The following is a 13,028-nucleotide window of genomic DNA, read 5'->3' as shown; positions in this document are numbered from 1 at the left end:
CGCTAAAAATATTCTCAATTTAATATATAACCTTTTATGAAAATAGCTAGAAATCTTGCAAATCAAACTATTTTTAGATAGAATACTATTCCTAACAAAATTTTATATGTAAGGTGGTGATTTAGATGCCAGGAATAAAAGTAAGGGAAAATGAATCTTTTGATGATGCTTACAGAAAGTTCAAGAAACAAGCCGATAGAAATCTTGTTGTAACTGAAAGTCGCGCAAGAAGATTCTTTGAACCAATGACTGAAAAGCGTAAAAAGCAAAAAATTAGCGCTCGCAAAAAAATGCTAAAACGCCTTTATATGCTTAGACGCTACGAATCAAGGCTCTAATTTAACTTAACTTTTGGGAATCTCCCAAAAGTTATACTAATTGATTTCTTTTAAACTCCAAAAATTCCATTCAGATCTTCTATCAATCTTTTTTAATATTTTATGGAATGCTATTTGCTTTTATTTTTACATATAAATTTCTAGTCTCAAGGAAATAAAATGAATATAACCGATAAAAATAGTTCAATGTGGGGTCTCTTAAGCCAATCGTACGATGCGCAAAATAACAATGCGAACAATAACATTTCAGGCTATTCTAATCCATTAAAAAGTGATTCTGTTTTTGGCACCCAAAAAGTCTCCAAAACAGATTCTAGTTTATTTAACCAAGAAGGCAACTTCTATGCACCAAGCCAAATACAAGATACGCTAGAAATTAGTCAAGAATTATCTACCATTCAAAATTTTGCGACTAATTTTTCAGGGAATCTAGAAGAACTTGGAGATGCTATGCTTGAAAATAAACTTCTTAATAAGGAAGAAAAAATGGGATTCGATATTCTCTCCAAGCTCAACCCCAATCTTGATTCCAAAACCACTCAAAATCTATTAGATAACTCAAATTTAAGCGATGAAAATCGTAATTTACTTGCTAATGTGGATAAAAAAATTAGCGCTGTTAGATACTTTGGAGGATTTTAATTTCCTCCTTTGTTTTTTGGTATTTTATACATTAAACCTAAAATGCATCACATCTCCGTCATTCACCACATAATCCTTACCCTCAACTCGCATAGCACCAGCTTCTTTAGCCTTAGTTTCTCCACCATACTTGATAAAATCTTCATAAGCAATAACTTCAGCCCTAATAAAACCTTTTTCAAAGTCATTGTGAATAACACCAGCTGCCACAGGAGCTTTATCTCCTCTATGTATTGTCCAAGCTCGCACTTCTTTTACACCTGCTGTAAAATAGCTAATAAGTCCAAGCTTAGAAAATCCCAAATGAATCACAGAATCTAAACCACTCTCTTTAATTCCTAGCTCATTTAAAAACTCTTCTTGCTCTTCATCACTTAATCCCACTAATTCTTCTTCGATCTTAGAACAAAGCTTGATTACCTCACAACCATTTTCCTTAGCATATTCACGCAAACCCTCTACCATCTTATTATCTTGTCCAAGACCACTCTCATCAACATTAGCACCATAGATAATTTCTTTGTTAGTCAAGAATCGCAATTCTTTATCCAAAGCAAAAAATCTTTCATCTTTATCCTGAAAGCTTCTTACAGGATTTCCTTGTTCAATATGCGCTAAAAGCATTTGTGAGATTTCTAGCATTGCCTTTGCTTCCTTATCAGTTCCACTTTTAGCCATTCGTGTTAGCCTCTCAATGCGTTTCTCCAAAGTCTGCATATCTGCAATCAAAAGCTCTGTTTCAATAATCTCAATATCGCGCAAAGGGTCAATACTTCCCTCTACATGCGTAATATTAGAATCCTCAAAACACCGCACAATATGTAAAATCACTTCTGTTTCTCTAATATTAGCTAAAAATTGATTACCAAGCCCCTCTCCCTTGCTTGCACCCTTTACTAAACCTGCAATATCCACAAATTCCACCACTGAATGCTGAATGCGTTCTGGATTTACAATTTTAGCTAACTCCTGTAGTCTTTTATCAGGAACTGGCACAACAGCTTTGTTTGGTTCAATAGTGCAAAAAGGATAATTTGCTGCTTGAGCATTTTGTGTTTTAGTTAATGCATTAAAAGTCGTTGATTTGCCAACATTAGGCAACCCCACAATCCCAATTGATAATCCCATTTTTATCCTTTATTTTACTTTGCTTTTGATAAATTCTACACATGCGCGCACTCCAATCCCACTTGCCCCAAAAGGATTCACCCCCCAAGCTTTCTCCACATATGCAGGACCTGCAATATCTAAATGCAACCACTTATCCTTAAGCGATTCTTCAACAAATTCTCCTAGGAACATTCCAGCAGTAATTGCACTTCCATAACGACTTGATGGAATGTTGCATAAATCTGCAACTTCAGATTTTAAGAGTTTCCTTAAATAAGGGTTAAAAGGCAAGATTCCTGTTAATTCTCCAACCCTAAAGGCTACTTTGGCAAACTCCTCTTGAAGTTTTTTATTATACCCCATGATTCCACTTGTATAATCGCCCAATCCTACAACACAAGCTCCTGTTAAAGTCGCTAAATCAATGAGAAAATCCGGCTTTAAATCACTTGCAAAACTCAAACAATCTGCTAAAACCAATCTTCCTTCCGCATCTGTATTGCGCACTTCAATTGTTTTTTGATTCCTAGCCCTTAAAATATCATCAGGCTTATAAGCATTACCTCCAATCATATTTTCAGCCAACCCTAAAATTCCATGCACTTCTGCTTTAATTCCAAATTTTGCTACAGCTTCTAAGATTCCAATAACTGCACACGCACCGCTTTTATCGGCTTTCATTGTTGTCATATAATCACCAGGCTTCAAGCTAAGCCCACCACTATCATAGGTAAGCCCCTTACCCACAAAAACAAATTTAGGCAATTTTTGTCCTTTGGTATCCTTTGGTTTATAGCTTAAATGCACCAAATAAGGCTTATGCACACTTGCTCTTGCAACTGCCAAAAAAGCTTCCATTTTTTCTTTTTTTAAAAACTCTTCATCATAGATTTGACATTCAAAGCCTATCGATTTTGCAAGATTTTCTGCGTATTTTGCCATATATTCTGGAGTAGCTTGTTGAGGTGGTGTATTAATCAAATCTCGAGTATGATTTATACTTGTAGCCAAGATTTCTGATTCTAAAATCTGCTCTTGTAAAATCTTTTCATCTAATTTATTCGAATTTAGATAAACCTCTTTGAGAGTTATTTCATTTTTCTTGCTTTTAAATTCTTCATAACTATAAGCTCCAAGCAAGATTCCAAGGCATATTTTTTTAATCTCTTCTTCTTTTTCTACTTCTATAGAAATCGATTTGATTTTCATTTTTTTTAAACTACAAATCGCATTGGCAATCGCATCGCTTAGGGCATTAGGAAATTCGTAATCATACTTTTCTAATCCTATAAAAAACTTCTTACTTTGACCAACTAAGCAACTCCCTTCGCCCTCAAAACCATAAAACTCTAATTCCTTTTTTTCATCTTTGCTAAGATCTTTTGGAATCACTCTGTCCTTTAAAAGTATGATTTTTACTTCCCCTTGTTTTTGACTTGCTATGATTTTCATTTTTTCTCTCCTGTAATTTTTCGCTCCACTTTTTGCGTAACTTTATGTAAATAATAATAAATACCACCTCCAAGCAGAATTGCAAAAGGAATAGCAACATAATAATGCTCTTTACCATAATTTACCAATGCCAAAAGCTGCTCTCCAAAAAAATAAGCCAATAAAATTGTAATAGCAGCCCACACCATCGCACTAACAAGATTAATGAGAGCAAAAGTTTTAGCACTATAGCGTGTTACTCCAATACTCATAGGAATGATTGTTCGCATTCCATATAAATATCTCTGCGCAAAAATAATGGGCCAACCATAACGCTGTAAAAGTAAATGCGCAAAGGCAAACTTTCTTCGTTGAGTTTTAAGTTGTTTGTAGATAAATTGCTTATTATATCGCCCAATATAAAAATAAATCTGATCTCCCACAAACCCACCAAATCCAGCTACTAAAATTGCAATGGGAATTGTCATATGTCCAGTATGGCACATAATTCCTGCCATAATAAGCCCAAGCTCTCCTTCTAAAATACTCCAGAGAAACAAAATAATATAACCATACTCTTGAATCCATTGCGTAAATAATGCTTCCATTTTAAAAATCTTTAAATAAAAATTTTTGGATTCTATCAAAACTTTGCTTAATAAACCCAGTTATATAAATTACCCAAAGAGATTCTATTAATGCAAGTAAATTGATATTTTTTCTATATGAGAGATTTTGTTTTAAAATGCCATTAACAATAAATTTCACACATTTTTTCTCCATAAAAAATTATTCTATTTTAATGTAAAATAGCATATAATTAGTTTTAGACTGGTTTTTATTTAAGTTTTTTAAAAATACAATTAGTCTTAATTTCAATTTATGTAAAGGATTCAAAAATGAAAAAATATGTGTTTTTGCTATCAGCTGCCTTTAGTTTTCTTTGTGCAAATGGAATTGACACAGAGAGTGTAAAAGTGGAATTTGAAGGCTATAAAACTTCAGAAATGGTAGGCACAAAGGGTGTCTTTAAGACTGGTAAATTCATGTTTGGAAAAGATAATTCTTCTATTAGCTCACAACTAAAAAATGCCAAGGCAGTGCTTTCTACAAAAGATATAGATATGCACGATGATAATGGCATCATTACTACAAATATTGTCCAGACATTTTTTGAGGTTTTAAATGCTAATTCAGACATTCATGTAAGTTTTGAAAATGTAGTTGAAGGTAAAGATATGGGCGTAATTACTGCTAAAGTAACCATCGGAAAGGAAAGTGACCTAGTTCCTATGACCTATAAAATTAACGATGGCAAACTTGTGGCAAAGGGAGATCTTGATTTGCATGCCTTTAAAAATAGCAGCAAAGCCTTAAAAGCATTAAGCGATGTTGCACCAGGACACAAAGGCATAAGTTGGCCTCTAGTTGAAATTGTTTTTAGTGCCGATATGAAATAACAAAACCTTAAGTAGATTTTTTATCTACTTAAGAAATAATGATTTTATTAATCGCTTTGAAACTCTAAAGCAATAGAATTAACACAATGTCTAGTATTTTTAGCAGTAAATCCCTCTCCCCTAAAAATATGCCCCAAATGCCCACCACATTTTGCGCAAACAATCTCTATTCTTCTGCCATCCTTATCTAGCTGCTCTCTAACTGCCCCTTTAATACAAGAATCAAAGCTAGGCCAACCACAACCCGAATGAAATTTATCTTTAGATTCATATAAAGCGCTACCACATTGTTTGCAACAATAAATCCCCTTTTCAAAAAAATTCTCATATTTTCCACTAAAAGGTGCTTCAGTGCCTTTATGGAGAATTACCCTTTGCTCTTGTTCATTTAGTTTTTTATACATTTTCATCCTTAAATTGCAAAATATTTCGCTTCTTTATGTGGAACAATCAAAGCCGAAGTTGTTGCCTCGGGACTCATTTGATAAGTTTCACTAAGTATAATGCCAAATTCTTGTGGTTTTAATAAATTAAACAAGCCTTTATTTAAAGCTAAATCAGGACACGCTGGGTAACCAAAAGAATATCTCTCTCCCTCTTTCTCTCCTAATCCAAGCTCACGCCTTACTCTTTGATGCACAAAATCAGCCAAAGCCTCTGCTAACTCCACACCCAAGGCATGTGTGAGATAGTATTTATGGTATTGATTATCTTTATAGAGTTTTTCTTCAAAAGGTGCTAAGTTTAATCCACTTGAAACTAAATGCAAGGCACAAATATCACCTTCTTTATTAAAATAATCCCCTAAACACAAATAAGGCTTTTTAGTGCTCCTAGGAAATAAAAAAGATTCTGCATTACTAAAATCTGCACGATCACTTAACTCCAAAATCAAACCCTCTTTTTTATCATCAGGAATCCTAGTGCGCGTATGATAATAACCATAAAGCACCACAGGAGCAAAAATATTTTTTTCAATAAATTCATTTTTTAGGGACTGAAAAAGTGGCTCTAATTCCTTTTCTTTAAGCTTTAAATATTCCTCTTTTTTTAGCTTACTATAACCCCATCGGTGTTTAAAGAGCAAGTCTTTATCAATAAACTCAAAAATACTTTGAATCTCATCGTTACTTAATTTTAAAGCTTTTCTTCCAAAAAATGGTGGATTGTAGCTTTGATAAGAAAAAGTCAATTCACATTCCATAGAGTAAAAAATCTCTTGTTTTACTTCTTCTAACTTTTCTAGTTTTTTTGCCATTCTTTGCTCTAACCTAGAATCTTCACTTTTTCCTTTTTGAGAGGGCAATGTAATATCACTAAAATCTCCACTTTGAATAATCTGCATTGCCGCTACACTATCAAAGGCATCTTTGCAATAAAAAATGATTCCATCATAATTAGGGCGACAATACTCATCTACAAAGTTTCGATTCAAGGCTGCTCCACCAAGCATAATAGGAATTGTGATTCCAAGTTTTTTTAATTCTTCTAAATTTTCTTTCATAATCAAAGTGGATTTTACAAGCAACCCACTCATACCAATACAATCCACTTTTTCTTTTTTAATGACTTCTAAAAATTTCTCCAATTCTGCCTTAATGCCAATATTAATCACATTAAATCCATTATTGCTTAAAATAATATCCACAAGATTCTTGCCTACATCATGCACATCACCCTTAACCGTCCCAATCACTATAGTTGTTTTATGTGTATTAGTTTTTTTAGGCAAAAATTCATTAAGATAATCCACACTTTTTTTCATTACTTCTGCACTTTGCAAAACAAAAGGCAACTGCATCTCACCATTTCCAAATTTCTCGCCCACTACTTTCATCGCATCAATTAATATTTCATTGACAATTACTTCAGGATCAATCTCATCTTTTGCGCTTGGCAGAATCTTTTGCATTGCGCTTAAATCCCCTTCAATGAGATATTTTGCAATTCTCTCTTGTGTGCTCAAAGAAAAATCCTCTTCTGTTTTTTCAAAGCCTAATCCAGATTTTTTTTCAAAATGGCTAATAAAATCATATAAAACCTGCGGACTTTTTTGAGTGTTAAAGATTAAATTCTCACAAACTTCTATATCCTCACTCTCCAATCTTGCATAAGGAATAATATGCGCAACATTTACAATAGCAGTGCTTAAGCCCTTTTTGATTGCATGATGCAAGAAAACAGAATTAAGACAAACCCTACCCTCTTTACTTAATCCAAAAGAAATATTAGAAAGCCCCAAAGTGCTTCCTGCTTTAGGAAAAAGCTTTCTAATTTCTGCAATAGCTTCTAGCGTTTCAATCCCCGCTGTGAAATATTCCTCATCTCCACTACCAATAGTAAAGGTGAGTGGATCAAAGATAATGTCTTCTTCTCTTAAATGATGAATCTCAATAGCTCTTTGCATCATTCTTTTGGCACACTCTACTTTTCTCTCTTTAGTTTTACACATTCCTTGCTCATCAATGGTTAAGCACACAAGCACGCAACCAAACTTTTTAGCTAAACTAGCCACTTTATCGAATTTTTCAATACCATCTTCTAAATTTGCTGAGTTAATAATGCAACGCCCACCAATTAGCTTTAAGCCAATCTCTAAAGCATTCACTTGCGTAGAATCAGGCATTAAAGGCAGAGGGATTTTTGTGGCATATCGCATAATAAGCTCTTGCATATCTTTACTTTCATCTCTACCAGCAAATGCCACACTCACATCAAGCACATGCGCACCCCGCTTAACCTGCTCATTCCCAACGCCTAAAGCTCCCTCATAATCTTCTTTTAAAAGCAATTCTCTAAAGGCTTTAGAACCTGTTGCATTTGATCTCTCACCTATAAGCAATGGTGCAGGTTCTTGCGCCAACTCACAAGCTCCAAACAAGGAAGCTACACTTGGTTGATATTCTCCTTGTGGAGAAAGTGGAATCTTGCCTCTTGTTTTAGCAACAAGAGCTGAAATATGGCGTGGTGTTGTCCCACAACAACCTCCAAGCAAAGCAACTCCAGCAATATTCAAAAAATCACTCTCAATCTCACTAAACTCCTCTGCTTCCATAGGATAATAAGTTATTCCGCCTTTATTTTGTGGTAATCCTGCATTTGCATGAATAGAAATAGGAAATTTACTAACCCTGCTTAATTCTGTTAGATATTTTTTTGCTAAATCTGGACCCAAACCACAATTAATCCCTAAAGAAAAAATCTCAAAAGGCTCTAAAATATAAAAAAGAGTTACAATGTCTGTTCCAATAAGCATAGTTCCATTTGTTTCAATTGTGGCTGAAACCATAATGGGCAAATTCTCATCAATCTCTTTAATAGCGTGCAAGGCTGCTTTAATCTGCAAAGGATCTTGCGCGGTTTCTAAAAGCACCAAATCCACATTAGCTTCTTTAAAGCCTCTTACAGCTTCACAATAGCCCAAAAACATAGAATCATAATCAATATGCCCCAAACTTGGTAACTTTGTCCCAGGCCCCAAAGAACCTGCCACAAATAGGGCATCTTTTTGATTCTCCAATGGCGTGTGTGCTTTAATACAATCCTTTGCTAATTGCACACCAATTCTAGCAATCTCCCTAGAGTGCTCTTGCATTTCATATTCAGCCAACACCCACTCCATAACCCCAAAAGTATTACTCGTAATAATATTAGCACCTGCTTGAAGATAGCTTGTATAAACTTCTTTAACTACTTCAGGACTAAAGAGATTTAAAGCTTCTGTGCAACCTGCCAAACTCTCTCCTTTGGCATTTTTGCCCCATTCTACCTTTTCTTTTTTTTGAATCTCCGTCCCCATTGCTCCATCAATAATTAAAACCTGTTTCTTAACAATCTCTTGCAATCTTATTTTCATTATTTTCCCTTACTTTTTGTGCTTACTTTTTTGAGCCAAATCCAGATTCCACCAAATAAAATAAAAATAAATATTGGCGCTAAATATGGATATTGTCCTAGTAAATCCATTCCCCTAAGAATCACCTCTCCTAAAAAATACCCAGCAAGTCCAATGCTAACACCCCATAATATCGCACCCAAAGCATTATAAAGGCTAAATTTCATAAAGCCGTAATTTGTTAGCGCCACAGCAAAAGGAACAAGCGTTTTTAAACCATAAATATATTTTTTGACTATCAAAATAATTGAGCCATATTTTCGCATCAATAAATGAATGTAAGCGAGTTTTCTCCTATGTTTTGAGAGATAAGGCATCATTCCTTGCTTTTGATAACGCGCCAAATAAAAAAGCAATAAATCACCCAAAAAATTTGCCACAATTGCCACTGCAATACTTGCTATTAAATCCATTTTACCCGCATAACTTAGCACAGCAGCTCCAACAAGCGCCACAAATCCACCGCCTAAAGAATACAAAAACAAAATTACATAGCCATATTTCACAATTAAATCAATCGTTTCTTGCATTTTTTCCTCTGCTTTTTAAATCAATTTTAAATTATAACAAATCCTTATTGTTTTTAGTGAATACTAAAAACAATTCTTATCATTTTAATAATCCACGCGACTCAAAAATAAGCCATTAGAAGGTGCAGGGACACTAAAGATTTTCTCACCAAGAAGTTGTCTCTTTAAATCCTCTATTCCCAAATTCCCCTTATCAATTTCAAGCAAAAATCCAACCATAAGCCTAATTTGTGAGCGCAAAAACCCATTTCCCCAAAAAGAAATCAAATAAAAATCTCCTCTTTTTACAAGCTTTGCGTGAAAAATCTCTCGCACACTACTCTCACACCCACTACCACCATTTTTCATAAAAGCTCCAAAATCATAAACGCCCCTAAAAGCATTCAAAGATTCTTGCACCAATAATGGATTTTTCAAAGGATAAAAATGTGAAAACAAAACCCAAAAAGGTGAATACTTTTGAGAAAGCACATAGCAATACCCTCTTCTCTTTACACTAAAGCGCGCATGAAATCCGCTCTCTACTTGCCAAATTTGCTTAATTTTAATCCTAGGATAAAGTTTTGTATTTAAAAGCTGTTTTAATCTATCAAAATCCCTATGAAACTCTGGAATATCAACAGAAATAACTTGCGCACTAGCATGCACACCCTTATCGGTTCTCCCACTCCCCACACAAAGATCAAAAATCCCAATGCTTCTAAAAACTTCTTCTAAGACTCCGCAAATTGTAACTTGATCCTTTTGTCGCTGAAAACCAAAAAAATCTCCGCCATAATAAGCAATCCGCATTGCAACTTTTATCATCTAATAATACTTTTTAATCACTCTCTCAAAAAGCAAATAACCCAACAAAAGCCATATTATTGGAAATATAAACATTCCTAAAAGCGGTAAATAATTTGCCATTAAATACATTAATGCATAAAAAATCCCAATCACTCCCATTGCTTGTAAAATAGTATAATTTTTTTGATAACGCGGATTTTTTATTCCCAAAAGCGGAAAGAAAAATAAACTAACTAGCGGAAAACAAGACATTATAACATACATACTTAAATTTCTTAAAGTCTTTTTTTGTCGTTCATTTTCATAAAAAGCCCTCTTCCAATAACCAATCACTCCCAAATCCACTTCATCAATAGCAGTAATGCTACTACGAATTATCAAAGTATCAAACAAAATCTTCTCAACAAAATCTTCCTTAGGGCGATAAATCGATCCTTTTTCTAAAATTGCCTCCACAACCCCCATTTGATTAACAATCTTTGCATTATCCGAAAAGATCATTCCGCCCTCTTTGGCAAAAGACAATAAAACAATATCTTCATAGCTCAAATCTTCCTTACTCTTTTGCACATACACAAGCCAATCTCCAAGCTTCTGCCCAAATTCTCCTGCTTGAAGATTAATATTAATGCTATTTTTACGCTCTTCTAAAAACTGCCTATAGGCTGTATCACTTAAAGGAGTTAAAACCAAGGAAAGAATAAAAAGTGAAAAGCTCACTAAAATAGCAATGGGTAAAAAAATCTTAATAATTCTACTTGGATTCATTCCCAAAGCAAATAAAACTGGTAATTCATAATCAAAAGAAAGCCTTGAGAGAGAAAGCGTGCAAGCCACAAAAAAACTTAAAGGTATCACAAAAAAAATCATTAATGGCAAAGTATAAAAATATAAAGAAAGTAGCTCAAAAAAGCTAATTTTCACAACAAAAGTAACACCCGCAATGCGAATAAAAATCACCACAGAAGCAATGAAAAATAACACAAAGAAAATAGGAAAGAAAATTTGTGCAAAGCTATGGAATAAATAATTTTTGATTCGCAAAAAATATCCTAATTTAAGTTTTAAAAGTCCATATTTTACACAAAATACTCTAAAAATTTACAAAAAAACATCAAAAGATTATAATACATATTTTAATAAAACCGCACTACAAAATCCCAAAAACAAAAATGGCACAAAAGGCAACATTGATTTTTTGCTTAACAAAATCCATATAAGCCCATAACAACTCCCAATCACAATAGACAATCCCCCCAACAAAACACCCAAACTCGCTCCAAGTGTTCCAAAAACAACAATATCGCCCTCCCCCATCACTTCTTTTTGCAATAAACTCCCTATAAACAACCGCAAGAAACTTGCAAACCCCATAAACAAAAGTGCATTTAGGCAAGATTCAACAAAAAGCTTTTTAACAAAAAAAGATTCCCCAAAAAATCCACCAAAACAAATTGCCAATGCAAGATTTAAAAAATTTAAACTATCAGGTATTTCTAAAAACTGCCAATCTATCACACTTAAAACATAAAAAAATAAAAATAAGAAAAATCCAATCACACCCAAGATTCCAAAATAATAAAAACTAAAAACTCCAAAAACTCCACCCAAAACTTCACTAAGCAAATACCACTTAGGAATCTTCTCATTACAATAGCGACATTTCCCGCCTAAAATCAGATAAGAAACAATAGGAATTTTATCTGCAAAATAAAGATTTTTCTTACACTTAGGGCAAAAAGAAAAAGGTAAAACAATACTCATATTTTGTGGAATCCTAAAAATCAAAACATTAGCAAAAGACCCAAAAATAGCACCTAAAACAAAAGTAAAAACAATCTCCATACAACCAACCTTAAAATATGCTACAATTTTACATTAATTTTTGGGGATTTCATGCAAACAATTGCAGTTTTTGGTGGCTCTTTTGATCCGCCACATTTAGGGCATTTAAAAGTCATACAAACCATTTTTAATTCCTTAGAAGTGGAGAGACTTTTTATTGTCCCTGCTTTTTTAAACCCCTTCAAAAGCCAATCCCTTTTTTCCCCGAAGAAACGCCTAGAGTGGATTAAGATTTTAGTTCAAGATTTAACTTTACCCATCACACTTTTAGATTTTGAAATCCAACAAAACAAGCCAACTCCAACCTATGAAACAATAAACTTCATTCAACAAACCTATAAACCAAAAAAAATCTACCTCATCATTGGCGCAGACAATCTAGAGAATCTCCCTAAATGGTATCATTACGAAAAATTAAAAAATCAAGTAGAATTTGTTATAATTCCAAGATTAAATTACAAAATTGATTCTAATTTTAAAATTTTGCCTATGCAAACTATTTCCATTAGCTCAACACAAGTAAGAAATTCTTTGCAAAAGCAAGATTTTAAGATTCTAAAATCAATTCCAAAAGCTATTGCTCAAGATATTTTAAAGGAATTCCATTGCAAGAAAATAGACAACTAGTTATAGAAAATATCATACAAATCCTAGAAGATAAAAAAGGCGAAAATATTGAAGTCTTTAATTTAAAAAATACTGATTATTTTGTAGATTATGTTATCATCACAACTGCTTTTGTAGATAAACACGCCCTTGCCTTGCTTGATTCATTAAAAAAAGATTTAAAACAAAAAGATGAAACTTTTTTCCATGTTGATGAAGAAAATCCAGAATGGATTGTTGCAGATTTAGGCGATATTATTGTGCATATTTTCACAGAAAATCAACGCAAAAAATTTAACTTAGAAGAATTTCTCTCTAAAATGGCAACACAAAAGAATCAAGAATCTTAAAAAAAGCTACTTGCAATCTAAGATTCTAGTTT

14 protein-coding genes are annotated in these 13,028 nt (G+C 33.5%); 5 read left to right on the top strand and 9 right to left on the bottom strand.

From position 1 onward, the window contains the following. Positions 1-125 precede the first annotated feature (125 nt). Together rpsU and CCY98_RS00150 are read left to right on the top strand one after the other, a co-directional pair. Positions 126-338 carry a 30S ribosomal protein S21 gene (rpsU, locus tag CCY98_RS00155; protein WP_005020782.1) on the top strand — a complete coding sequence of 71 codons (213 nt, stop codon included), beginning with the start codon at positions 126-128 and terminating at the stop codon, positions 336-338. 159 nt (positions 339-497) lie between these two features. Beyond that, positions 498-980, top strand: a complete 483-nt coding sequence (locus tag CCY98_RS00150; RefSeq protein WP_112056591.1) for a hypothetical protein — start codon at positions 498-500, stop codon at positions 978-980. A gap of 24 nt (positions 981-1,004) precedes the next feature. Here the strand turns inward: CCY98_RS00150 and ychF are convergent, their stop codons facing one another. From ychF to CCY98_RS00135, 3 genes are read right to left on the bottom strand one after another with little or no spacing between them, the layout of a single operon-like run. Beyond that, positions 1,005-2,108, bottom strand: a complete 1,104-nt coding sequence (gene ychF / locus CCY98_RS00145) for a redox-regulated ATPase YchF (protein ID WP_112056590.1) — start codon at positions 2,106-2,108, stop codon at positions 1,005-1,007. A 9-nt stretch (positions 2,109-2,117) separates the two neighbouring features. Further along, positions 2,118-3,542 (bottom strand): leucyl aminopeptidase, encoded by a 1,425-nt coding sequence (locus CCY98_RS00140; RefSeq protein ID WP_112056589.1) that lies wholly within the window; start codon positions 3,540-3,542, stop codon positions 2,118-2,120. Beyond that, complete coding sequence (locus tag CCY98_RS00135; protein WP_112056588.1) at positions 3,539-4,129, bottom strand: DedA family protein; 591 nt, start codon at positions 4,127-4,129, stop codon at positions 3,539-3,541. Before CCY98_RS00135 ends, CCY98_RS00140 begins: the two co-directional genes overlap by 4 nt. A 291-nt stretch (positions 4,130-4,420) precedes the next feature. Here CCY98_RS00135 and CCY98_RS00130 point away from each other — a divergent pair, with 291 nt between their 5' ends. Further along, the gene (locus CCY98_RS00130) at positions 4,421-4,981 is read left to right on the top strand and encodes a hypothetical protein (protein ID WP_112056587.1); all 561 of its coding nucleotides are present in this window, start codon (positions 4,421-4,423) and stop codon (positions 4,979-4,981) included. Between the two features lie 47 nt (positions 4,982-5,028). On the opposite strand, the gene CCY98_RS00125 is transcribed toward CCY98_RS00130, so the two are convergent. From CCY98_RS00125 to CCY98_RS00100, 6 genes are all read right to left on the bottom strand, one after another. Next, entirely contained in the window at positions 5,029-5,385 is a 357-nt protein-coding gene (locus tag CCY98_RS00125) for a methionine-R-sulfoxide reductase (RefSeq protein WP_112056586.1), read from the bottom strand. A gap of 8 nt (positions 5,386-5,393) precedes the next feature. Then, on the bottom strand, positions 5,394-8,837 hold the full coding sequence (metH, locus tag CCY98_RS00120) for a methionine synthase (RefSeq protein WP_181566519.1): 3,444 nt from the start codon (positions 8,835-8,837) through the stop codon (positions 5,394-5,396). Next, the gene (locus tag CCY98_RS00115) at positions 8,837-9,406 is read right to left on the bottom strand and encodes a DedA family protein (protein WP_112056585.1); all 570 of its coding nucleotides are present in this window, start codon (positions 9,404-9,406) and stop codon (positions 8,837-8,839) included. Before CCY98_RS00115 ends, metH begins: the two co-directional genes overlap by 1 nt. Before the next feature lie 84 nt (positions 9,407-9,490). Next, positions 9,491-10,213: a tRNA pseudouridine(38-40) synthase TruA gene (truA, locus tag CCY98_RS00110; protein WP_112056584.1), complete on the bottom strand. Its 723-nt coding sequence runs from the start codon at positions 10,211-10,213 to the stop codon at positions 9,491-9,493. Then, positions 10,214-11,239, bottom strand: coding sequence for an LptF/LptG family permease (locus CCY98_RS00105; protein WP_112056583.1), 1,026 nt, complete (start codon positions 11,237-11,239; stop codon positions 10,214-10,216). It abuts the gene before it with no gap. Between the two features lie 78 nt (positions 11,240-11,317). Beyond that, on the bottom strand, positions 11,318-12,040 hold the full coding sequence (locus tag CCY98_RS00100; RefSeq protein ID WP_112056582.1) for an A24 family peptidase: 723 nt from the start codon (positions 12,038-12,040) through the stop codon (positions 11,318-11,320). Between the two features lie 51 nt (positions 12,041-12,091). Between CCY98_RS00100 and nadD the strand changes: the two genes are divergently transcribed. Together nadD and rsfS are read left to right on the top strand one after the other, a co-directional pair. Further along, complete coding sequence (gene nadD / locus CCY98_RS00095) at positions 12,092-12,667, top strand: nicotinate (nicotinamide) nucleotide adenylyltransferase (RefSeq protein ID WP_112056581.1); 576 nt, start codon at positions 12,092-12,094, stop codon at positions 12,665-12,667. Continuing rightward, positions 12,646-12,996 (top strand): ribosome silencing factor, encoded by a 351-nt coding sequence (gene rsfS, locus CCY98_RS00090; protein WP_112056580.1) that lies wholly within the window; start codon positions 12,646-12,648, stop codon positions 12,994-12,996. Before nadD ends, rsfS begins: the two co-directional genes overlap by 22 nt. Positions 12,997-13,028 lie beyond the last annotated feature (32 nt).

This window comes from Helicobacter sp. 11-8110, from assembly GCF_003288905.1.
In the GTDB taxonomy this organism is placed as follows: Bacteria; Campylobacterota; Campylobacteria; order Campylobacterales; family Helicobacteraceae; genus Helicobacter_D; species Helicobacter_D colisuis.
The sequence above is the reverse complement of the archived record's forward strand: the minus strand, read 5'-3'. Positions and strand labels throughout refer to the sequence as shown.